General features: G+C 63.3%; 25 protein-coding genes and 3 tRNA genes. 15 read left to right on the plus strand and 13 right to left on the minus strand.

The genetic code is table 11. From position 1 onward, the window contains the following. Nucleotides 1-8: 8 nt before the first annotated feature. Together E8F12_RS21615 and E8F12_RS21620 are read right to left on the minus strand one after the other, a co-directional pair. Nucleotides 9-827: an inositol monophosphatase family protein gene (locus E8F12_RS21615; RefSeq protein WP_280327233.1), complete on the minus strand. Its 819-nt coding sequence runs from the start codon at nucleotides 825-827 to the stop codon at nucleotides 9-11. Then, nucleotides 824-1,555, minus strand: coding sequence for a GntR family transcriptional regulator (locus E8F12_RS21620; protein WP_280327234.1), 732 nt, complete (start codon nucleotides 1,553-1,555; stop codon nucleotides 824-826). The genes E8F12_RS21615 and E8F12_RS21620 overlap by 4 nt, the downstream gene beginning before the upstream one ends. A 147-nt stretch (nucleotides 1,556-1,702) precedes the next feature. Here E8F12_RS21620 and E8F12_RS21625 point away from each other — a divergent pair, with 147 nt between their 5' ends. The 5 genes from E8F12_RS21625 to E8F12_RS21645 all read left to right on the plus strand — a co-directional run bounded on the left by E8F12_RS21625 (nucleotide 1,703) and on the right by E8F12_RS21645 (nucleotide 7,137). Then, nucleotides 1,703-3,250, plus strand: a complete 1,548-nt coding sequence (locus E8F12_RS21625; RefSeq protein ID WP_280327235.1) for an ABC transporter substrate-binding protein — start codon at nucleotides 1,703-1,705, stop codon at nucleotides 3,248-3,250. Between the two features lie 63 nt (nucleotides 3,251-3,313). Then, on the plus strand, nucleotides 3,314-4,309 hold the full coding sequence (locus tag E8F12_RS21630; RefSeq protein WP_280327236.1) for an ABC transporter ATP-binding protein: 996 nt from the start codon (nucleotides 3,314-3,316) through the stop codon (nucleotides 4,307-4,309). A 77-nt stretch (nucleotides 4,310-4,386) separates the two neighbouring features. Then, entirely contained in the window at nucleotides 4,387-5,313 is a 927-nt protein-coding gene (locus E8F12_RS21635) for an oligopeptide/dipeptide ABC transporter ATP-binding protein (protein ID WP_280327237.1), read from the plus strand. Continuing rightward, nucleotides 5,313-6,245, plus strand: coding sequence for an ABC transporter permease (locus E8F12_RS21640; protein ID WP_280327238.1), 933 nt, complete (start codon nucleotides 5,313-5,315; stop codon nucleotides 6,243-6,245). Before E8F12_RS21635 ends, E8F12_RS21640 begins: the two co-directional genes overlap by 1 nt. A gap of 10 nt (nucleotides 6,246-6,255) precedes the next feature. Then, complete coding sequence (locus E8F12_RS21645) at nucleotides 6,256-7,137, plus strand: ABC transporter permease (protein WP_280327239.1); 882 nt, start codon at nucleotides 6,256-6,258, stop codon at nucleotides 7,135-7,137. 81 nt (nucleotides 7,138-7,218) lie between these two features. Here E8F12_RS21645 and E8F12_RS21650 read toward each other — a convergent pair whose 3' ends face one another. Then, nucleotides 7,219-8,238, minus strand: a complete 1,020-nt coding sequence (locus tag E8F12_RS21650) for an outer membrane protein assembly factor BamD (protein ID WP_280327240.1) — start codon at nucleotides 8,236-8,238, stop codon at nucleotides 7,219-7,221. 147 nt (nucleotides 8,239-8,385) lie between these two features. Here E8F12_RS21650 and rluD point away from each other — a divergent pair, with 147 nt between their 5' ends. From rluD to clpB, 3 genes are all read left to right on the plus strand, one after another. Beyond that, nucleotides 8,386-9,360, plus strand: coding sequence for a 23S rRNA pseudouridine(1911/1915/1917) synthase RluD (rluD, locus tag E8F12_RS21655; protein ID WP_280327241.1), 975 nt, complete (start codon nucleotides 8,386-8,388; stop codon nucleotides 9,358-9,360). Further along, on the plus strand, nucleotides 9,357-10,082 hold the full coding sequence (gene pgeF / locus E8F12_RS21660) for a peptidoglycan editing factor PgeF (protein WP_280327242.1): 726 nt from the start codon (nucleotides 9,357-9,359) through the stop codon (nucleotides 10,080-10,082). The genes rluD and pgeF overlap by 4 nt, the downstream gene beginning before the upstream one ends. Before the next feature lie 202 nt (nucleotides 10,083-10,284). Continuing rightward, the gene (clpB, locus tag E8F12_RS21665; protein ID WP_280327243.1) at nucleotides 10,285-12,849 is read left to right on the plus strand and encodes an ATP-dependent chaperone ClpB; all 2,565 of its coding nucleotides are present in this window, start codon (nucleotides 10,285-10,287) and stop codon (nucleotides 12,847-12,849) included. A 221-nt stretch (nucleotides 12,850-13,070) separates the two neighbouring features. Here clpB and E8F12_RS21670 read toward each other — a convergent pair whose 3' ends face one another. Both E8F12_RS21670 and E8F12_RS21675 read right to left on the minus strand, forming a co-directional pair. Then, a complete protein-coding gene (locus E8F12_RS21670; RefSeq protein ID WP_280327244.1) occupies nucleotides 13,071-13,412 on the minus strand; it encodes a PilZ domain-containing protein in 342 nt (113 codons plus the stop codon). A gap of 18 nt (nucleotides 13,413-13,430) precedes the next feature. Next, a complete protein-coding gene (locus E8F12_RS21675) occupies nucleotides 13,431-15,740 on the minus strand; it encodes a DUF1631 domain-containing protein (protein ID WP_280327245.1) in 2,310 nt (769 codons plus the stop codon). Between the two features lie 205 nt (nucleotides 15,741-15,945). Between E8F12_RS21675 and E8F12_RS21680 the strand changes: the two genes are divergently transcribed. From E8F12_RS21680 to E8F12_RS21690, 3 genes are all read left to right on the plus strand, one after another. Continuing rightward, nucleotides 15,946-16,021 (plus strand) — tRNA-Asn (locus E8F12_RS21680). A 9-nt stretch (nucleotides 16,022-16,030) separates the two neighbouring features. After that, nucleotides 16,031-16,107: transfer RNA gene (locus E8F12_RS21685), tRNA-Pro, on the plus strand. Between the two features lie 10 nt (nucleotides 16,108-16,117). Next, nucleotides 16,118-16,193: transfer RNA gene (locus E8F12_RS21690), tRNA-Lys, on the plus strand. A gap of 188 nt (nucleotides 16,194-16,381) precedes the next feature. Here E8F12_RS21690 and E8F12_RS21695 read toward each other — a convergent pair. The 3 genes from E8F12_RS21695 to E8F12_RS21705 all read right to left on the minus strand — a co-directional run bounded on the left by E8F12_RS21695 (nucleotide 16,382) and on the right by E8F12_RS21705 (nucleotide 18,636). Beyond that, nucleotides 16,382-17,680 (minus strand): NAD(P)/FAD-dependent oxidoreductase, encoded by a 1,299-nt coding sequence (locus E8F12_RS21695; RefSeq protein WP_280327246.1) that lies wholly within the window; start codon nucleotides 17,678-17,680, stop codon nucleotides 16,382-16,384. Nucleotides 17,681-17,740: 60 nt separating this feature from the next. Further along, complete coding sequence (locus E8F12_RS21700) at nucleotides 17,741-17,914, minus strand: DUF3094 family protein (RefSeq protein WP_280289711.1); 174 nt, start codon at nucleotides 17,912-17,914, stop codon at nucleotides 17,741-17,743. Nucleotides 17,915-18,009: 95 nt separating this feature from the next. Beyond that, on the minus strand, nucleotides 18,010-18,636 hold the full coding sequence (locus E8F12_RS21705; protein WP_280327247.1) for a DUF1780 domain-containing protein: 627 nt from the start codon (nucleotides 18,634-18,636) through the stop codon (nucleotides 18,010-18,012). Between the two features lie 136 nt (nucleotides 18,637-18,772). On the opposite strand from E8F12_RS21705, the gene E8F12_RS21710 reads away from it, so the two are divergent. From E8F12_RS21710 to E8F12_RS21725, 4 genes are all read left to right on the plus strand, one after another. Next, nucleotides 18,773-19,195 carry a GNAT family N-acetyltransferase gene (locus tag E8F12_RS21710; RefSeq protein ID WP_280289713.1) on the plus strand — a complete coding sequence of 141 codons (423 nt, stop codon included), beginning with the start codon at nucleotides 18,773-18,775 and terminating at the stop codon, nucleotides 19,193-19,195. 4 nt (nucleotides 19,196-19,199) lie between these two features. After that, nucleotides 19,200-19,667 (plus strand): FAD/FMN-containing dehydrogenase, encoded by a 468-nt coding sequence (locus E8F12_RS21715; protein WP_280327248.1) that lies wholly within the window; start codon nucleotides 19,200-19,202, stop codon nucleotides 19,665-19,667. Then, nucleotides 19,664-20,350: an energy-coupling factor ABC transporter permease gene (locus tag E8F12_RS21720; RefSeq protein ID WP_280327249.1), complete on the plus strand. Its 687-nt coding sequence runs from the start codon at nucleotides 19,664-19,666 to the stop codon at nucleotides 20,348-20,350. Before E8F12_RS21715 ends, E8F12_RS21720 begins: the two co-directional genes overlap by 4 nt. Nucleotides 20,351-20,601: 251 nt before the next feature. Further along, nucleotides 20,602-20,817, plus strand: a complete 216-nt coding sequence (locus E8F12_RS21725) for a hypothetical protein (protein ID WP_280327250.1) — start codon at nucleotides 20,602-20,604, stop codon at nucleotides 20,815-20,817. A gap of 9 nt (nucleotides 20,818-20,826) precedes the next feature. Here the strand turns inward: E8F12_RS21725 and yacG are convergent, their stop codons facing one another. Genes yacG through pilB form a run of 5 tightly spaced genes read right to left on the minus strand, consistent with a single transcriptional unit; the run spans nucleotide 20,827 to nucleotide 25,434 of the window. After that, nucleotides 20,827-21,027, minus strand: a complete 201-nt coding sequence (gene yacG / locus E8F12_RS21730) for a DNA gyrase inhibitor YacG (RefSeq protein ID WP_280327251.1) — start codon at nucleotides 21,025-21,027, stop codon at nucleotides 20,827-20,829. Beyond that, on the minus strand, nucleotides 21,024-21,635 hold the full coding sequence (gene coaE / locus E8F12_RS21735; protein ID WP_280327252.1) for a dephospho-CoA kinase: 612 nt from the start codon (nucleotides 21,633-21,635) through the stop codon (nucleotides 21,024-21,026). The genes yacG and coaE overlap by 4 nt, the downstream gene beginning before the upstream one ends. Continuing rightward, a complete protein-coding gene (locus tag E8F12_RS21740; protein WP_280327253.1) occupies nucleotides 21,632-22,504 on the minus strand; it encodes an A24 family peptidase in 873 nt (290 codons plus the stop codon). The genes coaE and E8F12_RS21740 overlap by 4 nt, the downstream gene beginning before the upstream one ends. A 3-nt stretch (nucleotides 22,505-22,507) precedes the next feature. Beyond that, the gene (locus tag E8F12_RS21745; RefSeq protein ID WP_280327254.1) at nucleotides 22,508-23,725 is read right to left on the minus strand and encodes a type II secretion system F family protein; all 1,218 of its coding nucleotides are present in this window, start codon (nucleotides 23,723-23,725) and stop codon (nucleotides 22,508-22,510) included. A 2-nt stretch (nucleotides 23,726-23,727) separates the two neighbouring features. Further along, nucleotides 23,728-25,434: a type IV-A pilus assembly ATPase PilB gene (gene pilB, locus E8F12_RS21750; protein WP_280327255.1), complete on the minus strand. Its 1,707-nt coding sequence runs from the start codon at nucleotides 25,432-25,434 to the stop codon at nucleotides 23,728-23,730. Nucleotides 25,435-25,684: the final 250 nt, after the last annotated feature.

The raw sequence follows: 25,684 nt of genomic DNA on the forward strand, positions 1-25,684 counted from the left end.
GGGGCCTTCTATCCTGTGGTAGCTGGCCCCCCGACGCTGTCAGCGAGTATCGCCAGCGCCTTGGCATGTAGCTCGGCATTGGCGCTCGCCAGTACGTTGACCCGTCCCTCCAGCCGTAGCGGATTGCCTTGCCAGTCGGTCACGACCCCACCCGCACCCTCGATCACCGGTATCTGCGCGGCGATATCGTAGGGATAGACATTGGCCTCCACCAGCAGGTCTACCTGACCCAGCGCCAGGAGGCCGGCGGCGTAGCAGTCGTGGGAATAGCGGGTCAGGCTGACCGCTTGTTGCAAGCAAATGAAGGATGCGAGCTGGGACTGTTCGAAGCAGGCAAGGTCCGAGGTGTAGAGCACCGCTGTGGCCAGATCGGTACAGGCGGACGTACGGATTGGCTGGTCGTTCAGCACGCTTGCACGCAACGCACTGGCCTGCCAGCGCTCGCCGGTGATCGGCTGGTCGATCATTCCGAGCACGGGGGCGCCTCGATAGCTGAGGGCGATCTGCGTACCGAAGCACAGCGAACCTGACAGGAACGACTTGGTGCCGTCGATCGGGTCGAGATGCCAGCACCACTCCGCATCCGGGTTGCGATGGGCGAACTCCTCGCCTTTGATGCCGTGATCCGGGAAGGTCGCTTCGATACGCTGGCGCATCATCCGTTCCACTTCGCGGTCGGCAATGGTCACAGGACTGGCATCCCCCTTCGCGTCCACGGCCAGCCGGGTGCGGAAATAACGCTTGATGATCGTTCTCGCCTCATCGGCCATCGCGTGGGCGAGTGGCATGGCCGCAGCGGGCAGGGGCTGTCGGGAAGTGGGCTTCATTGGGGGCATCTGTCCGGCTCCGGTGCAAAGTGCAGTTCCAGTGCCTCGAAGCGCCAGAACTCTCTATCCAGTTGAATGACCCGGCCTTGCTCATCGGTCTTGATACGCCGGATATAGAGGCCGGGTGCGCCATTGCTGCAGCCGAGCAACTGCTGTGGCTGCCCCTCCAGCCGCACTGGCCGGATCTTGAGATCGGCCAGTTTCGGCCTGATGGCGAACTCCTGCTCCCAGACTTCGGTGAAGGAGCGCCCCGCCAGTTTCGTGGGGTAGTTCGGCGCATGCTGACAATTGATCAGCACGTCGTGGACGAAGATCCGGTGACCATTGAAGGCTCCCCAACCCTGGACGCGCAGGAGCGTGGCACCCGGCTGGATGCCGAAATCGGCGGCCAGGTCGGAATCGGCCTCGATCGTCTCCTGCGAGAGATCCTGCCAGGTTGCTTCCCCCTGCTCGGAGGCAGCGCGCTGGAAGCTGACATAGCTCAGCGGGTCATAGATGAAGCGGGGTTGCGCAACAAACCAGCCCTTCCTATCGAGGCGGAAAATCGCACCCTCATTTTCCAGCGCCAGCAGCGCCTGGCGCAGTGACATCCGCTTCACACCCAGGGATTCCCCCAGCTCTCGTTCTGGCGGCAGCTTTTCCCCCGCGCGCCAGCGCTGCTGACGTAATGCGTCCTTCAACGCCTGTCGGGCAATACCGGCGGACGTCATGGTGGACTCGTTTTCCATCTTCCTGAATTCCTCGAGGCTTAACGAAATCGTAACAAGCTTGGTTTAAACCAATGTCTGTGCTCTGGTTTAAACCAATCTAACGGAATGGTTGGTCAATGACAGTGACCGTTTGATGACACCGACAACAGCTTGAGGAACAAGAAGATGAATCGCTTCTCCCGTAGGTTCTGCACCCTGCTGGGCACCGCTGTGCTCAGTGCAAGCACCGGTCAGGCCATGGCCGTCAGCCAGACGAACCTGACCGTGGCGGTCACCAAGAACCCGTCCCGCCTCGACCCGATGGCCGAGAACAGCAACGTCAACGCCCGGGTGATGAAGAATGTGCTGGAAACCCTGATCTACACCGACAGCCAGGCCGGCGGCGAGTTGAAGCCGGGGCTGGCGCAGAGCTGGCGGCGGCTCGATGACCGGACCCTCGAGTTCAGCCTGCGCCAGGGTGTTCAGTGCCATAACGGCGAGGCCTTCGATGCCGATGATGTGGCCTTCAGCCTGGGATCGCAGCGTTTTCTGGGTGAGCAGGCGCCCGGCTGGGGCATCGCTCGCGAATACCTGGGTGGCCTGGAACAGGTCGATGTGCGCGACAGCCATACCGTGCGTATCCGGTTCTCCCAGCCGGACCCCTTGCTGGAACTGCGCTTCGCCAACTGGATGAGCGAGATGGTCTGCAAGGACGCCTTCCAGGCGGCCGGCAGCTGGGAAAACTGGCTCAAGCAGCCGATCGGCACCGGCCCCTATCGCCTGGCAGAAGTGCGGCATGGCGATTACATCAAGCTGCAAGCGTTCGACCGCTACTGGGGCGAAAAGGCGCCGGTCAACAGCGTGACCTTCAAGGAAGTCCCGGAAACCGCAGCCCGGATCGCCGGCCTGAAATCCGGTGATTACCAGATCGCTACCGAACTGACGCCTGACCAGTTCGAGCTGCTCAAGTCCAATGGCGCTACCCGGATCGAAGGCGGCCCGATTCGCAACATCCGCGTCATTGTCTTCGACGAGAACCACCCCCAGTTGAAAGATCCGAAGATGCGTCAGGCACTCAGCCTTGCCATTGACCGCCAGTTGATCGTCGACACCCTGTATGGCGGGCACACCTCCGTGCCCAACGGGCTGCAGATGGAGGTCTTCGGTGACCTCTACATCGGCGACTTCAAGGGCACTTCGTACGACCCCGAAAAAGCGCGCCAGCTGCTGAAGGAGGCCGGCTACAAGGGCGAGCCGATCGCTTACCGCTATCTCCAGGACTACTACGCCGGTGAGGTCAGTACGGCGCAGATCCTGGTGGAGATGTGGCGCCAGGTGGGGCTCAACGTCACGCTGGAGCCGAAGGAAAACTGGGCCCAGATCGAGGACGACCCGAAAGGCCGAGGCATCTTCAACTGGTCCAACAGTGCCGAATACCCCGATCCCCTGGGGCAGATCTACCGCCTGTATGGTCCCGAAGGGTGGTTCCAGCGCAATCACACCTACCAGAGCGAGGCCTTCAATCACTGGGGCGATCAGCTCAAGGGGACCGACAAGGCGAAGCGTGTCGAGGCCATGCGCCAGCTGCTGGAAGTCTACGAGCGCCAGGATCCGCCGGGTACCTACCTGCACACCTTGCCGATGTACTACGGCGTGCGCAGTGAGCTGGCCTGGGCTCCCTCTGACAATCCCTTCATGGACCTGAGCAGCCGAGCTTTGCGGGTCAAGGACTGATCGCGGTCTTTCCCTTCGTGTGGGGCGGGTCACTCCGCCCTGCCTGTCTGGTCAGGAGTTTCCATGCAACCTTTGTTAGATATCCGCAACTTGCAGGTTGCCTTCGTCGCCGGCGGCTCCAGTGTCCCGGTGGTTCGTGGTGTCGATCTGCAGGTGGAGCGGGGCGAGATAGTCGGCCTGGTCGGTGAAAGTGGCAGCGGCAAGAGCGTTACCTGCATGGCCGCCATGGGGCTGCTGGATGGCAATGCCCGGCTCAGTGGCGAGATTTGCTGGGATGGCCAGCCGATCCCCAGCCAGGACGACCGCGCCATGAGCCGGCTGCGTGGCAACGAGCTGGCGATGATTTTCCAGGATCCGATGAGCGCGCTGAACCCGGTGCAGACCATTGGACGTCAGTTGTTCGAGGCCATCCGTCTCAATGACCCCGACCGACGCGGCCGTCAGGCCTTGAAGGAGCGGGCTCTGCAGTTGCTCGGTCATGTCGGTGTCCCGGACCCCGAGCAGCGCTTGCAGGCCTATCCGCACCAACTGTCGGGTGGCCTGAACCAGCGGGTGGTGATCGCCATGATGCTGGCCGGCAATCCGCGCCTGCTGATCGCCGATGAGCCTACTACCGCGCTGGATGTCACCGTCCAGGCGCAGATCATCGAGCTGCTGCGTCAACTGCGCGACCAGCGCGGCATGTCGATCATTCTGGTGACCCACGATCTTGGCGTGGTGGTCCAGGCCTGCGACCGCGTCGTGGTGATGTATTGCGGCCAGATCGTCGAGAGCGGACCCGTGGAGGTCGTCTTCCGCTCGCCGTGCCATCCCTACACGCGGGGACTCCTGGCCTCATTGCCACGGTTCGACAGCGACGACGACACCCTGATGGCGATCCCCGGCATGGTGCCGCCACCCCAGGAACTGGGAGTGGGATGTGCCTTCGCTCCGCGTTGTCCGGATGCCTCGGCCATCTGCCGGAGCAGCATGCCGACCAACCAGTTCGCCGAGGCTGGCCATTCATTCGCCTGCTTCTTCCCCACTACCGTGCCATCGAATCGAGTGCCGTCACGATGATCCCCGCAATTCCAGACCGGCCCCTGCTGCAGGTCGCCGATCTGCGCTGTGCTTATCCAACCAGCAGGCGCAATCACTTGTTCGCCCCGCGCCAGTGGGTGCATGCCGTCAACGGGGTCAGCTTCGCTATTCAATCGGGCGAAGCCTTTGGCCTGGTGGGCGAAAGCGGCTGCGGCAAATCGACGACGGCCAAGCTGATCCTGAACATGGCCCGCGCCAGCGCAGGGTCCGTGCGTTACCGCGGGCAGGAGTTGATCGGCCGCTCCGAATCCGAATGGATTGCCTTGCGCCAACGCCTCCAGTACGTGTTCCAGGACCCGCTCGGCGCACTGGACCCACGTATGACCGCGCTCGATCAGGTGATCGAGCCCTTGACCATCCATCGCCTTGGCGACCGGGCCAGGCGGCGCGATTTGGCACAGGCGCTGATGCAGGGCGTCGGGTTGCTGCCGGGCCAGATGACCAAGTACCCCCATGAACTGAGTGGCGGCCAGCGTCAGCGTGTGGTGTTGGCCCGGGCGCTGGTGCTGGAACCAGAGCTGCTGGTCTGCGACGAGCCGATCTCGGCGCTGGACGTGTCGATCCAGGCCCAGATCGTCAACCTGCTGCAGCAATTGCGCCGCGAGCGGGGGCTGACGCTGTTGTTCATCAGTCATGATCTTTCTGTCGTGCGGCACCTGTGCGATCGGGTCGCGGTAATGTACCTGGGGCGGATAGTGGAGATGGGCCGTGCCAACGAACTGTTCCGTGCACCGCGTCATCCCTACACCCGGGCGCTGGTCTCGGCGATTCCCACCCTGGCTCCCGGAGCTCCCCAGCAGCGGATCCAGCTCCGAGGTGAGCCACCGAGTCCGGCCAGCCCGCCGACCGGCTGCCCATTCCACCCGCGCTGCAGCCAGGCCACCGACCGTTGCCGACAGCAGCAGCCCGAACTCGAAGGCGACAGCCGGCACCACGCGGTCGCGTGCTTCCATGCCGAGCGGCTGGCCAGGGAGGTGGCCTGATGAATGTCCTCTACTGCCTCCAGAAACTCGCACGCGCCTTGCTGACCGTGCTGCTGATCGTCAGCACGGTATTCATCGTTCTGCGCCTGTCCGGCGACCCGGCGATCTATGTGCTGGGCCTGGATGCCGATCCCCGCGCGCTGGATGCCTTTCGCCAGCAATGGGGGCTGGATCAGCCGTTGTGGCAGCAGTATCTGCAGTTTCTCGGCAACTGCCTGCAGGGAGACTTCGGCTACTCCTACTTCGAGGAGCGCGATGCGATGGTGGCGGTGCTGGAGCGCCTGCCAGCGACCCTGCTGCTGATGGGGGTGACAGGTGTCTGCACCCTGCTGATCGGCATTCCGGTCGGCATCTGTGCCGCATTGCATCGCGACAGCTGGATCGATCGATTGACGATGCTGGTGTCGGTGGCCGGTTTCAGCCTGCCCAACTTCGTCTTCGGCATTCTGCTGATCCTGCTGTTCTCGGTTACCTGGCAGCTCCTGCCGACCGGCGGTAGCGGTAGCTGGCAGCACCTGGTGATGCCGGTGGTGACCATGACCCTGGCCGAAGCCGCGGTGCTCGCGCGTTTTACCCGCTCGGCGATGTTGGAGGCGCTGAACCAGCCCTACATGCGGACCGCGCGGGCCAAGGGGCTGCGCTGGCATCGGGCGGTTTTGCGGCACGCGCTGCCCAATGCCGCGATACCTCTGATTACGGTCATAGGTTTCTTCGTCGGCACCCTGGTTGCGGGTGGCGTGGTGACCGAAAGCGTATTCGCCTGGCCGGGGCTGGGCAGGCTGTTCGTCAGCTCGGTGGCCAATCGCGACCTGGCAGTGGTGCAGATCATCGTGATGCTGATCGCCAGCTCGATGGTGTTGACCAACCTGCTGGTCGACCTTTTGTACGGCTGGCTCGACCCACGCGTGGGTGATTTGAGAAACAGAGGCTGAAATGACGACGATGCGTGAGACGAATGCGAACGGGGGCGGCGATGCCAAGGTGCCGGCGGGTCGATTCCTGTGCCTGCCCCTGCTGATCTGGTTGTCCATGGGCTGGCTGGCGCTGCTGGTGCTGGTCGCCCTGACGGGCGATCTTTGGCTGCCCTATGACTACCAGCACATCGACCTGCGGGCACGCCTGCAACCACCGATCTGGCTGGAGGCAGGGAGCTGGAACCATCTGCTCGGCACCGATCACCTCGGTCGGGACGTCCTGAGCCGCCTGGTCACGTCGGTGCAGGTAAGCCTGCTGGTGGCGCTGGTCGGCACCTTGATCAGCGCGCTGCTCGGCACCCTGGTCGGCCTGCTGGCGACCCACTTCCGGGGATGGGTGGACGACCTGGCGATGATCGCCATCGATTACCAGGCCTCCATCCCGTTCATGATTCTGGCCTTGGCCGTGGTGGCGTTCTTCAGCAACAGCCTGATGCTGTTCATCCTGCTGATGGGGCTGTTCGGTTGGGAGCGGTACGCCCGTATCGCGCGTGGCCTGGCACTGTCGTCGGTGCAGCACGGCTACGCGGTGGCGGTGCGCACCCTCGGAGCTTCGCCGTGGCGGGTCTACGGCCGGCATATCCTGCCGAACATCGCCAACGCGCTGATCGTCAATATGACGTTGAACTTCCCGCAGACCATCATGCTGGAAACCTCCTTGAGCTTTCTCGGCCTTGGCATCCAGCCGCCGATGAGCAGCCTCGGCAACATGGTCGGCTTCGGTCGCGACTATCTGCTGACGGCCTGGTGGTTGGCGACTTTGCCGGCGCTGGTGATCTTTTTCACCACCCTGGCGTTTTCACTGCTGGGTGACTGGGTGCGGGACAAGCTGAATCCTACCAGCCGGTAATACGGAGACTGTTCGGCGGCTTTTATCGGCAGCATGAAAAAGGGAGGCTCGAGGGCCTCCCTTTTTCGTACGGGCGCTGCTTCAGTCGAACAGTCCGAAGGTCATGTAGCTGAACCAGGAGCGGTCGCTGTCGTTGGCTTCCGACTCGTGCTCTTCTTCCTGCACGTCGTCCTGGTTTTCCGGCAGCAGTTCCTGCGGAATTTGATCCTTGGCGTCTTCGTACTGCTTGATCACGTCCTGGGCGCCGCGGGTTTCGCCCGGGGGCAGCGGCGCGTCGCTTTCGATCAGGCCCAGGGTGGCCTTGGCCAGCCAGGAGCGGTTGTCGGCTTCTTCTTCGCGGGGGACGAACTGGCCGTTCACCAGGGTCGGGTGGTCCGGGTAGTTCAGCTTCAGGGTTTCCAGGCTGGAGGCGGCCAGGTCGTTCAGGCCCAAGCGCTGGTAGGACTCGACCATCACGGCCAGGCCATCGCCCACGGCCGGGGTTTCCTGGAAGTTTTCCACCACGTAGCGGCCGCGGTTGGCGGCGGCGACATAGGCCTGGCGGGTCAGGTAGTAGTGGGCGACGTGGATCTCGTAGGCGGCCAGCAGGTTGCGCAGGTAGATCATGCGCTGCTTGGCGTCCGGGGCGTAGCGGCTGTTCGGATAGCGGCTGGTGAGCTGGGCGAACTCGTTGTAGGAGTCGCGGGCGGCGCCCGGGTCACGCTTGGTCATGTCCAGCGGCAGGAAGCGCGCCAGCAGGCCACGGTCCTGTTCGAAGGAGGCCAGGCCCTTCAGGTAGTAGGCGTAGTCGACGTTGGGATGCTGCGGGTGCAGGCGGATGAAGCGCTCGGCAGCGGACTTGGCGGCTTCCGGCTCGACGTTCTTGTAGTAGGCGTAGATCAGTTCCAGCTGCGCCTGCTCGGCGTAACGGCCGAAGGGGTAACGGGATTCCAGGGCCTTCAGCTTGGCGACAGCAGGGGTGTAGCTGCTGTTGTCCAGGTCTGCCTGGGCCTGCTGATACAGCTCGGCTTCGCTCAGGTTCTCGTCCACCACTTCCTTGTTGGAGGAACAGGCGGCGGTGAGGGCGAGAGTGGCGATCAGCAGCAGGTGTTTCACTTGCATGGCGGCTTGCGTCCCTGTGACGGCTGGCTGTCTTGGCTGGAGCCGTCCTGTTATGATGGGCGCCCCGGAACCCCCGGGACAAAGACGCGGTATTTAACCACAAGCGCGCAACCGAAACCAAAGGCTGCGCCCCCTCCGTTCCCGAGCATGTCTTCCATCAACAAACAGGTCATCCAACTCAGCGCCGAGGTACCGTCCGAATTGGGCGGGCAACGTCTCGACCAGATCGCTGCGCAACTTTTCGCCGAGCACTCCCGTTCCCGCCTGGCCGGCTGGATCAAGGACGGCCTTCTCACAGTCGACGGCAGCGTGCTGCGCCCGCGCGACATCGTGCACGGCGGTGCGTTGCTGGAGCTGAATGCCGAGCAGGAGTCCCAGGGAGAGTGGGTAGCCCAGGACATCGAGCTTGATATCGTCTACGAAGACGAGCACCTGCTGGTGCTGGACAAGCCCGCCGGCCTGGTGGTGCATCCGGCTGCCGGGCATGCCGACGGCACCCTGCTGAATGCCCTGCTGCACCACGTGCCGGGTCTGACCAATGTGCCGCGGGCCGGTATCGTCCACCGCCTGGACAAGGACACCACCGGTCTGATGGTGGTGGCCAAGACCCTCGAAGCCCACACCAGCCTGGTGGCGCAGCTGCAGGCCCGCAGCGTGAGCCGTATCTATGAGGCCGTGGTGGTCGGTGTGATCACCGCTGGCGGCAAGGTCGATGCCCCCATCGGCCGGCATGGCCAGCAACGCCAGCGCATGGCCGTGGTCGCGGGCGGCAAGCCGGCGGTCAGCCACTACCGGGTGCTGGAGCGTTTCCGTTCCCATACCCATGCCCGCGTCAAGCTGGAAACCGGCCGCACCCACCAGATCCGTGTGCACATGGCCTATGTGAACTACCCGCTGGTTGGCGACCCGGTCTACGGCGGGCGCTTCCGCATTCCGCCGGCGGCCAGCCCGACCCTGGTGCAGACCCTCAAGGAGTTCCCACGCCAGGCGCTGCATGCGCGTTTCCTCGAGCTGGACCATCCGGTGACCGGCGCGCGCATGAAGTGGGAATCGCCCCTGCCCGACGATTTCGTCTGGCTGCTCAGCCTGCTGCGCCAGGACCGCGAGTCCTTCGAGCAATGAACGCCTGGCTGACGCCCGACTGGCCCGCTCCGGCAAGGGTGCGGGCCTGCGTCACCACCCGCGAGGGGGGCGTCAGCCTGCCGCCATATGAAGGCCTGAACCTCGGCAGCCACGTCGAGGACGACCCGCTGGCCGTCGAGCAGAACCGCAAGCTCCTGACCTCAGCCCTCGGCTGCCGGCCCGCCTGGCTGAGCCAGGTCCATGGCGTGCGTGTGGTCGAGGCCAATCCGAGCCGGGTCGATGAAGCCGACGCCAGCTGGATCGCTGAGCCGGGCATCGCCGCCGCCGTGCTCACCGCCGATTGCCTGCCGGCGCTTTTCTGCGACCGTGCCGGGACCCGCGTCGCGGCTGCCCACGCCGGTTGGCGCGGACTGGCGGGCGGTGTGCTGGAGGCGACTCTGGACGCCCTGGCGCTGAAGCCGGAAGAGGTACTGGTCTGGCTCGGCCCGGCTATCGGTCCAGCCGCCTTCGAAGTCGGCCCGGAAGTGCGCGAAGCGTTCCTTGCCAGTCATCCGGAAGCGGACCAGGCCTTCCAACCCAGCGCCAATGCCGGGAAGTTCATGGCCGACATCTACCAGTTGGCGCGAATCCGCCTGGCCGCGCGTGGTGTACAGGCCGTGTACGGCGGCGGCTTCTGCACCGTCAGCGATCCACGCTTCTATTCCTACCGCCGCGCTTCGCGCACCGGCCGTTTCGCCAGCCTGGTCTGGCTGGCGGACTGATCGATCAGTCACGCTGTGGCGCGATTTCATTCGCGAATGAAATCGCTCCCACTGATATTTGCCTGCAAGCCTTCCTGACCCAAGTCAACCGCGCAAAGGTTGAATCCCCCAGAATCGTCCCTATCTAAGCTTCATCCCGGCGGGCTTTTCTTGTCTGGCGCCGTCATCGTGCCAGCCCGCTATCTAAAGGAAGGACGAACCCATGCGAATCGACCGTTTGACCAGCAAGCTGCAACTGGCGCTTTCCGACGCCCAGTCCCTGGCGGTTGGCCACGACCACCCGGCCATCGAGCCCGTACACCTGGTGTTGGCCCTGCTTGACCAGCAGGGTGGCTCCATCAAGCCCCTGCTCATGCAGGTGGGCTTCGACGTGGTGGCCCTGCGCCAGGGCCTCACCCGCGAACTCGACCACCTGCCGAAGATCCAGAACCCCACCGGCGACGTGAACCTGTCCCAGGACCTGGCGCGCCTGCTCAACCAGGCCGACCGCCTGTCCCAGCAGAAGGGCGACCAATTCATCTCCAGCGAGCTGGTGCTGCTCGCCGCAATGGACGAGAACACCCGCCTCGGCAAGCTGCTGCTCGGCCAGGGCGTGACCCGCAAGGCCCTGGAAAATGCCGTCGCCAACCTGCGTGGCGGCCAGGCGGTGAACGACCCCAATGCCGAGGAATCCCGCCAGGCTCTGGACAAGTACAGCGTCGACCTGACCAAGCGTGCCGAGGAGGGCAAGCTGGACCCGGTGATCGGCCGTGACGACGAGATCCGTCGCACCATCCAGGTCCTGCAGCGGCGGACCAAGAACAACCCGGTGCTGATCGGCGAGCCCGGCGTCGGCAAGACCGCCATTGCCGAAGGCCTGGCCCAGCGTATCGTCAACGGCGAAGTGCCCGACGGCCTCAAGGACAAGCGTTTGCTGGCCCTGGACATGGGGGCGCTGATCGCCGGCGCCAAGTTCCGCGGCGAGTTCGAGGAGCGCCTGAAGGCCGTGCTCAACGAGCTGGCCAAGCAGGAAGGCCGGGTCATCCTCTTCATCGACGAACTGCACACCATGGTCGGTGCCGGCAAGGCCGAGGGCGCCATGGACGCCGGCAATATGCTCAAGCCGGCCCTGGCCCGCGGTGAGCTGCACTGCGTCGGCGCTACCACGCTGGACGAGTACCGCCAGTACATCGAAAAGGACGCCGCGCTGGAACGCCGTTTCCAGAAGGTGCTGGTGGACGAGCCGAACGAGGAGGACACCATCGCCATCCTGCGCGGCCTGAAGGAACGCTATGAGGTGCACCACGGCGTGACCATCACCGACGGCGCCATCATCGCCGCGGCCAAGCTGTCGCACCGCTACATCACCGACCGCCAGTTGCCAGACAAGGCCATCGACCTGATCGACGAAGCCGCCAGCCGCATCCGCATGGAGATCGACTCCAAGCCCGAGGCCCTGGACCGCTTGGATCGCCGCCTGATCCAGCTGAAGATCGAGCGCGAGGCGCTGAAGAAGGAAGAGGACGAAGCCGCCAGGAAGCGCCTGGCCAAGCTGGAGGAAGACATCCTCAAGCTGGAGCGCGAATATGCCGACCTGGAAGAAATCTGGAAGTCCGAGAAGGCCGAGGTGCAAGGTTCGGCGCAGATCCAGCAGAAGATCGAACAGGCCCGGCAGGACATGGAGGCCGCGCGGCGCAAGGGCGACCTGCAGCGCATGGCGGAACTGCAGTACGGCGTGATTCCAGACCTGGAACGCAGCCTGCAGATGGTCGACCAGCATGGCAAGACCGAGAACCAGCTGCTGCGCAACAAGGTCACCGACGAAGAGATCGCCGAAGTGGTCTCCAAGTGGACCGGCATTCCGGTGGCGAAAATGCTCGAAGGCGAGCGCGAGAAGCTGCTGCGCATGGAAGATGACCTGCACAAACGGGTGATCGGCCAGCACGAGGCCGTGGTCGCCGTCGCCAACGCCGTGCGTCGCTCCCGCGCCGGCCTGGCCGACCCGAACCGGCCCAGTGGTTCCTTCCTCTTCCTCGGCCCGACCGGGGTGGGCAAGACCGAGCTGTGCAAGGCGCTGGCCGAGTTCCTCTTCGATACCGAGGAGGCGCTGGTGCGCATCGACATGTCCGAATTCATGGAGAAGCACTCGGTGGCACGCCTGATCGGCGCGCCGCCGGGCTACGTCGGCTATGAGGAGGGTGGCTACCTGACTGAGGCGGTGCGCCGCAAACCTTACTCCGTGGTGCTGATGGACGAAGTGGAAAAGGCCCACCCGGATGTCTTCAACGTGCTGCTGCAGGTGCTGGAGGACGGTCGCCTGACCGACAGCCACGGTCGCACCGTGGACTTCCGCAATACGGTGGTGGTGATGACCTCCAACCTGGGCTCATCGCAGATCCAGGAACTGGTCGGCGACCTCGAGGCGCAGCGCGCGGCGGTGATGGACGCGGTGAGCGCGCACTTCCGCCCCGAGTTCATCAACCGGATCGACGAAGTGGTGGTGTTCGAACCGCTGGGCCGCGAACAGATAGGCGGCATCGCCGAGATCCAGCTGCAACGCCTGCGCAAGCGGCTGGCTGAGCGCGAGCTGAGCCTGGAGTTGAGCCCGGAGGCCCTGGACAAGCTGATCGCCGTGGGTTACGACCCGGTCTATGGCGCTCGTCCGCTGAAGCGGGCGATCCAGCGCTGGATCGAGAACCCGCTGGCCCAGCAGATACTCGCCGGCCGCTTCGGCCCTGGCGCCACCATCGCCGCCAGGGTGGAGGGCGAGGAGATCGTCTTCAGCTGATCTCCGGCACAAGACAAAGCCCCGCGTTGCGGGGCTTTTCTTTGCGCATCTGTCAGGTGCCACACCCTGTGGGGGCGAATTCATTCGCCAAGGGCAGCGAAGCTGCCCCCGAAAGCATCGAGGGGCAGCCCTTCGGCCTGCTCAGCGATTGAAATCGCCCCCACATTGGCCGGTGTCGCGCAACAAGCCCTCGATGGTGGATCGGTGAAGCGTGATCCACCCTACGGCGCGCGGATGAACTCCAGCAGGGATTCCAGCAGGGCTGCCTGGTCGTCGGCCAGGTCGATGATATGGAAGCCCGCCCAGCAGTTTCGCTCGTCTTCGCCAGCTCGAGTCCAGAGGCAATCGGCGCCCAGCCGGACCTCTTCTATGCCTTCGACCCAGGTCAGCGGCACCAGCCGGCATTCCCACACCGAATCGGCGACCAGTGGCATTTCGCTGAGCAGCATGAAACCGTCCATCGACAAGTCGACGATGCGGCCCAGGCGCTGTTCCGAATGCAGATCGAATACTTCCAGCTGCAGCCCTGTGGCGTGGCGATTCTGCTGGCGACGTTCATCCATGGCGGCTCCTCGGCGGGCTCAGGCGGTGCGTCCGGTAAAGCGCTGCAGGACCCGGTAGATGGCGCCAAGGGCGCGATCGACCAGGGGGGCACTGCGTTCCGGCGGGACCAGTCGTGCCAGTCCTTGTTCCATGTCCAGGGCCAGCTGGGTGATGGGCATGATCGCCACGCGCTGGCCGCTGTGGTCGACGAACATGTAGTTACGAGTGGTCGGGCTGTACCAGGACAGCTTGAGGGCCCGGGTGTCCGGGCCGTCGATGAACTCGAACCAGGTGCCGAATTCCAGCTGGGCGAGTTCCTTGAGCAGTGCCTGGGCGCCACTGGAAAGGCTGGCCGGCCGTGGGGTGCTGGCCAGTTCGGCATCGTCGCCGAGCATCTCGCCGAGTTTGCTCCCCGGCAGCGGGCTGTCGATGCGCGCGGCGAGCTGGGGCTGCTGCGACTGTACGGCGTGCTGGCAGGCCACCAGGTCCTGGAGCAGGCGACGGATGCCGTCCTCGTGATAGCCGCCCAGCAGCTCCAGACCCTTGCGCAGGTCTTCCAGCATGGGGATGCGCAATTGTTGCAGGCGCGCACGACCCTGGCCGTCCTGGGGGGTGCCGCTCCAGGCCAGCTGTTCGGCTACTTCCACCGAGCGCTGCCATTCACTGCTGCGGTCGCCATGGCGCAGCAGGACGAAGACCAGCACGTCGGTCCAGGTGAGTTCGAGGAAGTGCTGGATGATCCCCGGCAGATCGCGGTCCACCAGGACCCGGGCGATTGCGTCCACGGCTTGCTGGCGGGCGCCGAGCAGCTTGTCGCGGCCTTTGGCGGCCTCCACGGCGCGTTGTTCGCGCAGCTCCACCTTGTGCCGCAGGGTGCCGATGTATTCGTTGAACTCGTCCAGCAGGCTGTCGAACAGCAGCAGGTCGCCGCTGAATCCATGGACGATGCGCTCCACCACCCAGTGCATCTTCGCCAACAGGCCGCGCTCCTCGCCTTCGCCGGCATAGAGGACGCCGGCCTGGGCCATGCTGTTGAGCAGGCGGCGGGCCGGGTGGTGGTGCTGGGTGAACAGCGCCTTGTCCTGCAGGGCGACCTTCAGGTAGGGCGTGTGCAGGTGGGAGAGGGCGGTCTTGTAGACGTCGGCGAGGTTGTCGTCGTCGAGGATGAAGTCGAAGAGCATGCCCACCAGGTCGATCACGTCGGCTTCGTAGTCGGACAGCTTCTGCTGGCCGGGCAATCTACTATGGCTCTCAAGCTGTTGTTGCAGGTCCGCCTTCAGGCCTTCGACCCGCTGCGGCTGGCGCAGCTTGCTGGCGAGGTCCTGGGCGGACTGCTGCTGCAGCCGGTTCAGGGCTTCAAGCAGTTCGGCGGCGCTGTAGGTACGGGTGGCACCGCGCGGGGCGAAGCTGGAAATACTCGGCGTACCGCCCGGCAGCGGAGCGTCACCGTGGTGCTGGCGGCGCTCGCCGAGCAGGGCGGCAAGGCCGCTGAACAGTTGTCCGGGATCGCTGGGCGGCGCACTGGAAAGGTTCGGCGGCGCAATGGGTGGAACGCCAGTCGCCGGCTGTGGCTGCTGTAGCCGCTGTGGCGTGCTGGCTTGCCCCGGCGCGTTGGACTGCGGATGCGGCACGCTGGTGGAACGCTGCACGCTGTATTTCAGGTTGGGCAGGACACCGGCCTCGATCAGCCGCTGGTTGAGCGCGTCATAGACATTGTCCAGTCCATGCATCACATGCTGGTCGAAGAGCATGTAGAGAATGGTCTTGATCCGCAGCGGGAAAGGGCAGGGCTGCAGCGCGTCGCGGAAGGCCAGGGCCACCGCCTGGGGGCCGACGGGGTTGTCGTCGTCGCCCAGCTTGCGCCCGCCGTTGAGTACCGCCAGGCGTTGGTCGAGGGCGAACAGGGGCTGTGCGCAGCGTGCCTTGACCCGGCTGACCATATTGGTGACCAGCAGGTTTTCCTCGTATTCCTCGTTCTCGATCAATTGGAGATGGTCGGCGTCCAGCTCGCTGGCCTTGAGTTCAGGCTTCAGCTTGCCGCTGAGGAAATCTTCGAAGCACTTGGCGATGTGCTGGTGATAAGTGCGCTCTATCTGCGGGCGCTGCTTGCGGATGTCCCGCATGCTATCGAAGAAGAGGGTTTGTACCTGGTTGTTCTCGGCTTTCTCGGCGCATTCGAAGAGGGTGTCGTCGACCTGGGCGAAGACGCCGGTGAGATGCTCGGCCAGCCGGTTCATCACCAGCTTGCGACAGCTCTGTACCAATTCACCGAAGCGCGGTTGTATGCCGCGGTTGGCCAGGGTCGTCACGGGGCCGGGAGGGGGTGGGGGTCGATCCTGATTGCTCATAGCCGTCCTGTAGGGAGACAGGCCGCGACCACGACCTGTAACGATCTCGCCACGGCTCAGGTATAGCACTCGGACGGCTATGTGCAAATCATTGGCAGAATTCGTTTTTTTAGGGGTTGACAGGCGGTTCTGGAACCGTAAAATGGCGCGCCTCTGAAGCGCTAAAGCAAATGAGCAAGGCGCTGAAGGGTTGGAAGATCGAAGTTCCGCGATAGCTCAGTCGGTAGAGCAAATGACTGTTAATCATTGGGTCCCTGGTTCGAGTCCAGGTCGCGGAGCCAACTTCCAGACGGGGTATAGCGCAGTCCGGTAGCGCGCCTGCTTTGGGAGCAGGATGTCGGGAGTTCGAATCTCTCTACCCCGACCACCTCACATTTGGGTCGTTAGCTCAGTCGGTAGAGCAGTTGGCTTTTAACCAATTGGTCGTAGGTTCGAATCCTACACGACCCACCATAAAAGACCTCTCGGGAGGTCCGAAGAAGCGGTAAGGCGAAAGCCTTACCGCTTTTTTGTTTGTCCCGGAAAAATACAAAGAGGCCGATGTAGGGGCGAGCTTGCTCGCGAACAGCACCGCTTGGGGCCATTCGCGAGCAAGAACTCGGCGTCCCCCTCGCTCCTACAGGGTAGGGTTCGGGCTCGCCTCAGTGCAGCTTCAGGCGGGGGTCCGTGCTGCGGCCGATGCGGTCGCTGAGCATCAGCAGGAAGGTGCGGAAACTGCCGTAGAGCGCCATCTGGTGCATGCGGTAGAGCGAGATGTAGAACATCCGCGCCAGCCAGCCCTCCAGTTTCACGCTGCCCATCAGGTTCCCCATCAAGTTGCCCACCGCGCTGAAGCTCGACAGCGAGATCAGCGAGCCGTAGTCCTTGTACTGGTAGTCGGGCAGGGGCTGGCCCTGCAGGCGCAGCTTGAACGATTTGACCAGCAGCGACGCCTGCTGGTGGGCGGCCTGTGCTCGCGGCGGCACGTTGCGCTCGCTGCCATCTCCGAGCGGGCAGGCGGCGCAGTCGCCGAAGGCGAAGATGTCGTCGTCGCGGGTGGTCTGCAGGGTCGGGCGCACCACCAATTGATTGATGCGGTTGCTTTCCAGGCCATCCAGGTCCTTGAGGAAGGCCGGAGCGCGAATACCGGCGGCCCAGACCTTGAGGCTGGCGGAAATATTCTCGCCCTGGGCGGTTTTCAGGCCATCCGTGGTGACTTCCTGCACGGCGGCGCCAGTCATTACGGTGACACCGAGCTGCTCCAGGGTGCGGTGTACCGGGGTGCTGATGCGCTCCGGCAGGGCGGGCAGCACGCGGGGGCCGGCCTCGATCAGGGTGATGCGCATGTTCTCCGGGCGGATGCTGTCCAGTCCGTAGGCGGCCAGTTCATGGGCAGCGTGGTGCAGCTCGGCTGCCAGTTCGACGCCGGTGGCGCCGGCGCCGACTATGGCGACGCTGATCTGGTCGTTGGCCTCCTGCTGGGCGTGGGCGCGCAGGTAGTGGCTGAGCAACTGGCGGTGGAAGCGCTCGGCCTGCTCGCGGGTGTCGAGGAAGATGCAGTGCTGGGCCGCGCCTTCGGTACCGAAGTCGTTGGTGGTGCTGCCGACCGCCAGGACCAGGCTGTCGTAGGCCAGCTCGCGTGCGGGCACAAGCTCGCGCCCATCCTCGTCATGGGTGGCGGCCAGCTGGATGACTTTGCGCTTGCGGTCCAGCCCGCTCATGCGGCCGAGCTGGAACTCGAAGTGGTTCCACTTCGCCTGGGCGACGTAGTTCAGCTCGTTCTCCGTGGAGTTCAACGAGCCGGCCGCCACTTCATGCAGCAAGGGTTTCCAGATATGGGTGAGGTTGGCGTCGGCCAGGACGATCTTGGCCTGGCCTTTCTTGCCGAGAGTTCTACCCAGACGGGTAGCGAGCTCCAGGCCGCCGGCGCCGCCGCCGACGATCACAATGCGATGGGACATGGGAGGTTCTCACAAGGCTATAGGAATTCGTTGTCGCTGAGGGCGAGCGCAGGAGGCAGCTCATAGCACCAGTCGGCTCAGGAGGCGGCTGAGTATGCCCAGGGCGATGACCACGGCCAGCGTCATCCACAGCAGGCGCCAGGGGCGGAACGGCTGGCGTTCGACCTGGTGCTGCGGGAGGTTCAGGTACTGGTCGACCTTCTGCTGGTCTTCGGGAGTCAGGCGGCTGGGCATGGGAGCCTCGACTGTGGATTGACGGGCATTCTAGCTGGCGAATTCACAAGGGCTCAACGCGCAGCCGGTGTTATTTGCGCGGCGCGTGGCTGCCGTCAGAGACCCATCCCCACATCGAACATGATGGTGCGGCCCAGGTTGCTGCGCAGGAAGTCGGGTGCATCCGCGTGGGCGAACAGCACGCGGGCGAAGTTCGGCCCTACCAACGACAGCGAGCGCCAGCCCTGGCGCAGGTATTCGGTGGGCGGTGGAAAAGGGCTGTTGAAGTCCGGGGTGGCGCGCTTGAGGTTGACGAAGGCGATCAGATCGAGTTCGCCCAGGTCGATACCGCGTTCCCCGTAGTTGCGTGCCTTCTTGCGCAGGGTAGGTGCCAGGCGCGCCTGGAGTTCAGCGGTGGGAATGCGTTTTGGGCGGCTTTCGCGACGCACCAGTTGCGCAAGGGAGAAGGCGCGGCGGCGCCGCTCCAGCTCGGCGCGCCATTCCTCGTTGAGGCGGCGGCCTTCGTCGAGGACGAAGAACACCTCGAAATTGGCTTCGCGGAACAGCACATCCGGCGGCTCCTGGCCGGTGCTGAAATCCTCCAGTCGATAGGGCAGGTTGAGCGCCTGCAGCAGTCGCTGGCAAACCCAGCGCTCGCGTTCCCACCGGCGCGCATTCGACAGGAAGTCGTTGGCTTGCTCGGCCTGCCGCGTCAGCAGGCGCAGGTAGTCGGACTCGTTCATGTTCCGCAGCTTAGCCTTATGGCCCGGGCTCTGGGTACCCCCTGGAACGCCAGCGGAGAGCCCGTCGCGACAAATGCGCGCAGGTTGACGCGCTGTTTGGCGGTGTAAACTTCAAGTGCCCTGCCCGGAGCCCACCATGCGCATTCGACCCATCACTCCAGCCGATCACGCCCCCCTGTTCGATCTCTGGCGTCGCACGCCGGGCATCCGTCTGCGTGCGGAAGACGAACTGGAACCCTTCTGCGCTTACCTGCAGCGCAATCCCGATCTCTGCCTGTTGCTCGAGGACGACGCCGGGCGTGTGGCCGGCTGCCTGCTGGTGGGGCATGACGGACGCCGCGGCTATCTGCAGCATCTGATCGTCGCCCAGCCCTTCCGTGGCAAGGGCTGGGCCCGCGCACTGCTGCAGGAGGCGCTGCGCCGCCTGGCCCAGCTGGGCATACGCAAGTCCCACGTCTTCGTCCTCGAAGATGCGCCGGAGGCCCTGGCTTTCTGGCAGATGCAGCGGGGCTGGTCGGAGCGTGAGGATATTCGGGTCTACTCGACCACTGGAGACTGAATCGATGCGGATCTTCCTTGGGCTGATATTGAGCCTGCTGGCCACCCTGGGCCAGGCGCTGGAAACCGGTGAGCGCCTGGCGCCCTGGACGCTGCTGGACCAGTACGAGCAGCCCTACAGCCTGGATGATGGGGTGCAGGTATTGCTGGTGGCCCGCAGCATGGAGGGCGGCAAGCTGGTGAACGCGGCGCTGGAAGGCCAGCCCAAGGGCTACCTGGAGGCCCGCCATGCGGTGTTCGTGGCCGATATCAGTCGCATGCCGGCGCTGGTGTCCTCGCTCTTCGCCGTTCCCGCCATGCGTGACTACAACTATCGCGTTTTGCTGGACCGGGAATCCCACGTCGTCAGCCGCTATCCGGGCGATGAGTCGCGCGTGCTGTGGTTGCGCCTGGAGCAGGGCAGGCTCCTCGAGCAGCGGGAGTTCGGCGATGCCGCGGCATTGCGCGCCGCCCTGGAGTCCCTTGCGCCGTGATCGCCGCTGAACTCCTTTCCGCAGAATCCCTGGGCCTGGGTTGGGCGCTCTATCTGCCCGTCTTGGCCTGGGCCGCCTGGCGCGCGCCCTGGGTCGAGCTGTTCAGCGATTTCCGCCGCCAGCACCTGTTGTTCGGCACCGTGCTGGCGCTCTTCCTGCTCTGGTTGATGCGGCGCGACTTCGAATCGGGGCTGTCCTACCACTTCATCGGCATGACGGCCGTGACCTTGCTGCTGGACTGGCCCCTGGCGGTGCTGAGCGGCCTGGTCGCGCAACTCGGCCTGCTCGCCCTGGGCAAGCAGGACCTGCTGGCCCTCGGCATCAACGGCGCCTTGCTGGTGCTGCTGCCGGTGCTGGTTACCGAGCTTTGCGCCAAGTGGGTGGAGCATTACCAGCCGCGCAACCTGTTCGTGTACATCTTCTGCTGCGGCTTCTTTCCGGCGGCGTTGACCGCGCTGCTGTGCGTCCTCATCGGTCTGGGGCTGCTGTGGGTCGATGGCCTGTTCCCCATGCCGCCCTGGCTGGATGATTTCATTGGCTACCTGTGGCTGGTGATGTTCCCCGAGGCCTTCATCAACGGCACCGCAGTGACCGCCCTGGTGGTGTTCTGCCCGGAATGGCTGGAGACCTTCAACCGCACCCGTTACCTCCAGGCGCCCTGGAAGGACGACGACGCCCGCTGATGGCGCCTTATTCATCAGCTCCATGCCGTGTTTACCCGTGATCTGGGTCAATGGTCGGCAAGCTTCGGTCGCTAAGGTGCAGCAGGTCTGCAGGGAAGCCAGGCCGACCGTGACGGTGGAAATCCGTCACGCGGATTTTCACCCTACGCAGGACGGCACCCTTGGAGGGTGGATCACGTTTCACCGATCCACCATGGGCGTCGGATCGGGGCGCCGGATATCCGCCGCGCACGCAACCAAAGGACAAGGCAATGGGCATTCATGATTGGGCAAGGTCGATTCTGGCGCAGAACCTGATCGACGCGAAACAGAACGGGTTGGCCGAAGAACTGGCGCTGCGCGCCCTGCTGAGCGCGGTGGTCGAGCGCAGTACGAGACTGCGCTCAGCGGAGGATCTGGCCCAGGAGCTGATCTACCTGGCGGATAATCTCGATCCGGATCAGGACTACGGTTTCATGCGTCCCTGAGCTCGGGGATCAATGCTCGCGAGGCGGCAGGCTGCCGGAGAAGATCTCGTCTTCCATATTGTCGCCGGGGATGGCATGTTCCTCGGCGGCCCAGGCGCCCAGGTCGATCAGCTTGCAACGTTCGGAACAGAAGGGGCGGGAGGGGCTTTGCGGGCCCCACTCCACCGGAGCGCCGCAGGTGGGGCACTCCACAGTGACGGGTTGACTCATGGCTGGCCTCCTCGCAGGGTCAGGTAGAAGTTGTGCAGGCGCTCCACTTCGCTCCGCAACCAGGCAAGGTCGCGGTCGTTGAGCAGCACGTCGTGGGCATGCTTGAGGCGATGCTCACGGCTGGCCTGTACCTTCAATATGGCTTGGACCTGCTCCTCGGGCACATTGTCCCGCTGCATGGTGCGCTGGATCTGCACGGCCTCGGGCGCATCCACCAGCAGCACGCGCTGGGTCAGGCGGTACTGGCCGGATTCTATCAGCAGGGGCGACACCAGGATGGCGTACGGGGATTCGGCCCGTGCCAGATACTGGCTGATCTCCTGGCCGATCAGGGGATGCAGCAGGCTTTCCAGCCAGCGCCGCTCCTCGGCATCCTCGAAAATGCGTTGGCGCAGTGCCGCGCGGTCCAGCTGGCCGTCAGCCTGCAGGACTTCACCGCCAAAATGCTCGGCGATCTTCGCCAGGGCAGGGCGGCCTGGCTCCACCACCCAGCGCGCGGCCTGGTCGGCATCCACCAGGTGCACGCCAAGCTCACTGAAATGGGCGGCGACGGCGCTTTTGCCGCTGCCGATGCCGCCCGTAAGGCCAAGAATCCAGGGTTTGTTCATTTGAAACCGGCGAACTGCAGATAGGTCGCGGTTATTTGATCACCCCAGAGCAGCGCAATCCAGCCGGCAATCGCCAGATAGGGACCGAAGGGGATGGGCGTGGCGGTATCCTGGTTGCGCATGCGCAGCATGATCAGGCCCAGCACGGCGCCGACCAGAGACGACAGCAGGATGGTCAGCGGCAGCACCTGCCAGCCACCCCAGGCCCCGATCATGGCCAGCAGCTTGAAGTCGCCATGGCCCATGCCTTCCTTGCCGGTCACCAGCTTGAACAGCCAATACACCGACCACAGGCTCAAGTAGCCGGCCACCGCGCCCCAGAACGCATCTTCCAGACTGGCGAACAGGCCCTGGCTATTGAGGATCAGGCCGAGCCATAGCAGCGGCAGCACCAGCGCATCGGGCAGCAACTGGTGATCGACATCGATCATGCTCATCGCCAGCAGACCCCAGGTCAGCAGCAGGAATGCACCGGCCTGCCAGCTGAAGCCGAAATGCCAGGCCACATAGGCCGAGAGCAGACCGCAGGCCAGTTCCACCAGCGGGTAGCGCTTGCTGATGGGGGCCTTGCAGGCCGAACACTTACCGCCCAGAGCCAGGTAGCTGACCACCGGGATATTTTCCCAGGCGCGGATCTCATGGCTGCAGTGCGGGCAGCGCGAGTTCGGCAGCACCAGGTTGAACACCGCGCCCTTGGGCTCGGCCGGCAGGCTCAACGCTTCCCGCGCCTGCTCCTGCCAGTCGCGGAACATCATCTTCGGTAGGCGGTGGATTACCACATTGAGGAAACTGCCCAGCAACAGGCCGAGCAGCAGGGCGAAGAAAACAAAGGCCAGCGCGTGGCTGGCCAGGAAGTCGATCAACTGCATGGTTTAGACGACGTTGCCGAGTTGGAAAATGGGGAGGTACATGGCGATGATCAGGCCGCCGACCAGGACGCCGAGCACGGACATGATCACGGGCTCCATCAAGGACGTGAGGCCGTCCACCGCGTTATCCACTTCTTGTTCATAGAAGCTGGCGACCTTGTCGAGCATATCGTCGAGAGCGCCGGACTCTTCACCGATGGCGGTCATCTGTACGGCCATGGCTGGGAACACACCGGTGGAACGCATGGAGAAGTTCAGCTGAATGCCTGTAGAAACATCCTGCTTTATCTTCATCACCGCATTCTTGAACACAACGTTGCCGCTGGCACCGGCAACTGAGTCCAGGGCGTCGACAAGCGGGACACCTGCAGCAAAAGTCGTGGCTAATGTCCTGGCAAAGCGGGCAATCGCTGATTTGTAGAGAATGTCGCCGATAATGGGGAGTTTGAGGGTTGTACGGTCGACTCCGTCGCGGAATTTTTGTGAGGATTTGTGTGCTTTTTGAAAGGCAAAACCCAACACAAAAAAGCCAGCTAGAATAATAAACCACCATTTCTGAAGGGCTTCTGAAATTCCAATCACCATCAAGGTGAAGGCTGGAAGTTCGGCGCCGAAGTTGGCAAAGACCATCTGGAATTGCGGAACAACCTTAATCAGAAGAATTGCTGTAACGATTATGGCCACTACAACTACCGCGATGGGGTAGTTCATCGCCTTCTTGATCTTGGCCTTTAATGCTTCAGTCTTTTCTTTGTAAGTTGCGATGCGGTCGAGCAGAGTTTCCAAGGCGCCGGCCTGCTCGCCGGAGTCAACTAGGTTGCAGTAAAGCTCATCAAAATAGTCTGGCTTCTTGCGCAGAGAGTTCGCGAGGCTGTTGCCTGCCGATACTTCTTGTTTCACCTCGTTCACCAGCGTACGCATGGCTGGTTTTTCGAAGCCTTCGGCGATTATGTCGAAGGATTGAATCAACGGCACCCCGGCCTTCATCATGGTCGCCATCTGGCGGGTAAAGAGGGCGATGTCCAGGGGTTTGATCTTCTGCCCTGCGCTGAGCAGGGGAGTGGATTTCTTGCGGACACGTATTGGATTGATACCTTGCTTGCGTAGCTGCGCCTTGACCAGCGCCGGGTTTTGCCCGCTGAGTTCGCCCTTGATCTTGGAGCCCTTCTTATCAGTGCCCTCCCAGATGAAAGTGCTGGTTTTTAGCGCTTTGTCCGCCATGGTTAATCCTTGGTCACTCGGTTGACTTCCTCCAGGCTGGTAATGCCGTTCATCGCTTTCACCAGGCCCGAGGTTCGCAGGTCATTGAAGCCATCGCGGCGCGCCTGCTGGGCGATCTGGATGGAGTTGCCTTCCTCCATAATAAGCTGCTGCATGGCCGGCGTGATTTTAACCACTTCATAAATACCCACTCGGCCCTTGTAACCTTGGTTGCAATTATCGCAGCCACCCGGGCCGTAGAGCTTGAATGTGCCGATGCGAGCCTCGGGAAAGCCTTCCTCGATCAGGGCTTCACGTGGAATGTTCAGTTCCTTCTTGCAATGCGGACACAATTTGCGTGCCAAGCGCTGGGCGATGATCAGGTTGACCGAGGTGGCAATATTGAAGGCAGGCACGCCCATATTGCGTAGGCGGGTCAGGGTTTCCGCCGCGCTGTTGGTGTGCAGGGTGGACAGTACCATATGGCCGGTTTGGGCGGCCTTGATGGCAATCTCGGCAGTTTCCAGGTCGCGAATCTCGCCCACCATGATCACATCCGGGTCCTGGCGCAGGAATGAGCGGAGAGCCTGGGCGAAATCCAGACCCTGCTTGGGGTTGACGTTGACCTGGTTGATACCTTCCAGGTTGATCTCCACCGGGTCCTCGGCTGTGGAAATATTGATATCCACGGTGTTGAGGATATTGATGCCGGTATAGAGGGAAACGGTCTTGCCCGAGCCGGTGGGGCCGGTAACCAGGATCATGCCCTGGGGTTGCTTCAAGGCGCTGAGATAAAGCTCCTTCTGCTCTTCCTCGTAGCCCAGGGCATCGATGCCCATCTGCGCGCTGGTGGGGTCGAGAATCCGCATCACGATTTTCTCGCCCCATAGCGTGGGCAGGGTATTGACGCGGAAGTCGATGGATTTCGTTTTGGAAATCTTCATCTTTATCCGGCCATCCTGGGGCTTGCGTCGCTCCGAGATATCCAGGGCGGCCATCACCTTAAGACGCGCGGCGATACGGCTGGCCAGTTGAATGGGCGGCTTGGCCACTTCATGCAACATGCCATCGGTCCGGAAACGTACCCGGTAGGTGCGCTCATAGGGTTCGAAGTGCAAGTCCGACGAGCCGCCACGGATGGCATCCAGCAGCATCTTGTTGACGAAACGCACCACCGGGGCATCGTCGGCATCCACGCCGCCAGGGCTGTCCTTCTTGTCGTCATCGACCGCCTCGACATCTACGCCATCCAGGTCGACATCGCCCAGGTCCTCCATACCGCTGCTGGCGGAATCGAAGAACTTCTCGATGGCATCGCCCAGCTTGTCGTCCTCGACCAGGATGGCCTCGGTGTTTAGGCCGGTGCTGAACTGGATATCGGTCACCGCCTGGTGGTTGGTGGGGTCGGAAATGCCCACGAACAGCTTGTTGCCACGACGCCAGAGGGGCAGGGCGCGGTGTTGGCGCACTAACTTCTCGCTCACCAGTTCCCTGGGCTGGGACTCCTTGTCGACACTGGACAGGTCGAGAAAGGCCACGCCGAACTGCTCCGCTGCCATCTCCGCCAGATCCCGGCTTTTCAGCAGCTTGTTCTGCACCAAGTAGGTGATAAGCGGAATCTTGTTGCGTTGTGCCTGGGTATGCGCTTGCAGTGCACTTCGCTCATCCAGCAGATTGGTCAGCACGAGCTGTTTGGCCAAGCCTGAAAGGGTGGGGGCAGTTTCTGTCATGGGCATCGGTCACTGAGGTCTAGCCTGCCTTATAGCCTAGAAGGGCCTTGCCGCCAAATTCGGCTGGGAGCGGTGACAAAAAGTGTCAGTTAGTAGCTGGAAAAGGCTGTTGTGATGATGCTCTTTTGCTTGTGCGAGGGGCGGCTGTTTACCGACTCGTTCGATTTTTCGGGGATGTCTCCATCCAAGCAGAAGGGGGCAATATTGGCACGATCTGTGCTCGCTCAGTTTTAGGCAATTAGCCTATTAC

The sequence above is a fragment of the Pseudomonas sp. BN102 genome (genome assembly GCF_029871245.1).
Lineage (GTDB): Bacteria > Pseudomonadota > Gammaproteobacteria > Pseudomonadales > Pseudomonadaceae > Metapseudomonas.

Bases quoted from the DNA above. Each gene is read 5' to 3' on its own strand.
- clpB (WP_280327243.1), top strand. From the start codon at position 10,285: ATGCGAATCGACCGTTTGACCAGCAAGCTGCAACTGGCGCTTTCCGAC.
- E8F12_RS21700 (WP_280289711.1), bottom strand. From the start codon at position 17,914: ATGCCCAGCCGCCTGACTCCCGAAGACCAGCAGAAGGTCGACCAGTAC.
- coaE (WP_280327252.1), bottom strand. From the start codon at position 21,635: ATGAACAAACCCTGGATTCTTGGCCTTACGGGCGGCATCGGCAGCGGC.
- E8F12_RS21615 (WP_280327233.1), bottom strand. From the start codon at position 827: ATGAAGCCCACTTCCCGACAGCCCCTGCCCGCTGCGGCCATGCCACTC.
- E8F12_RS21630 (WP_280327236.1), top strand. From the start codon at position 3,314: ATGCAACCTTTGTTAGATATCCGCAACTTGCAGGTTGCCTTCGTCGCC.
- E8F12_RS21625 (WP_280327235.1), top strand. From the start codon at position 1,703: ATGAATCGCTTCTCCCGTAGGTTCTGCACCCTGCTGGGCACCGCTGTG.
- E8F12_RS21645 (WP_280327239.1), top strand. From the start codon at position 6,256: ATGCGTGAGACGAATGCGAACGGGGGCGGCGATGCCAAGGTGCCGGCG.
- E8F12_RS21695 (WP_280327246.1), bottom strand. From the start codon at position 17,680: ATGTCCCATCGCATTGTGATCGTCGGCGGCGGCGCCGGCGGCCTGGAG.
- E8F12_RS21675 (WP_280327245.1), bottom strand. From the start codon at position 15,740: ATGAGCAATCAGGATCGACCCCCACCCCCTCCCGGCCCCGTGACGACC.
- E8F12_RS21705 (WP_280327247.1), bottom strand. From the start codon at position 18,636: ATGAACGAGTCCGACTACCTGCGCCTGCTGACGCGGCAGGCCGAGCAA.
- E8F12_RS21740 (WP_280327253.1), bottom strand. From the start codon at position 22,504: ATGCAGTTGATCGACTTCCTGGCCAGCCACGCGCTGGCCTTTGTTTTC.
- E8F12_RS21745 (WP_280327254.1), bottom strand. From the start codon at position 23,725: ATGGCGGACAAAGCGCTAAAAACCAGCACTTTCATCTGGGAGGGCACT.
- yacG (WP_280327251.1), bottom strand. From the start codon at position 21,027: ATGAGTCAACCCGTCACTGTGGAGTGCCCCACCTGCGGCGCTCCGGTG.
- pilB (WP_280327255.1), bottom strand. From the start codon at position 25,434: ATGACAGAAACTGCCCCCACCCTTTCAGGCTTGGCCAAACAGCTCGTG.
- rluD (WP_280327241.1), top strand. From the start codon at position 8,386: ATGTCTTCCATCAACAAACAGGTCATCCAACTCAGCGCCGAGGTACCG.
- E8F12_RS21620 (WP_280327234.1), bottom strand. From the start codon at position 1,555: ATGGAAAACGAGTCCACCATGACGTCCGCCGGTATTGCCCGACAGGCG.
- E8F12_RS21640 (WP_280327238.1), top strand. From the start codon at position 5,313: ATGAATGTCCTCTACTGCCTCCAGAAACTCGCACGCGCCTTGCTGACC.
- E8F12_RS21670 (WP_280327244.1), bottom strand. From the start codon at position 13,412: ATGGATGAACGTCGCCAGCAGAATCGCCACGCCACAGGGCTGCAGCTG.
- pgeF (WP_280327242.1), top strand. From the start codon at position 9,357: ATGAACGCCTGGCTGACGCCCGACTGGCCCGCTCCGGCAAGGGTGCGG.
- E8F12_RS21710 (WP_280289713.1), top strand. From the start codon at position 18,773: ATGCGCATTCGACCCATCACTCCAGCCGATCACGCCCCCCTGTTCGAT.
- E8F12_RS21715 (WP_280327248.1), top strand. From the start codon at position 19,200: ATGCGGATCTTCCTTGGGCTGATATTGAGCCTGCTGGCCACCCTGGGC.
- E8F12_RS21650 (WP_280327240.1), bottom strand. From the start codon at position 8,238: ATGCAAGTGAAACACCTGCTGCTGATCGCCACTCTCGCCCTCACCGCC.
- E8F12_RS21725 (WP_280327250.1), top strand. From the start codon at position 20,602: ATGGGCATTCATGATTGGGCAAGGTCGATTCTGGCGCAGAACCTGATC.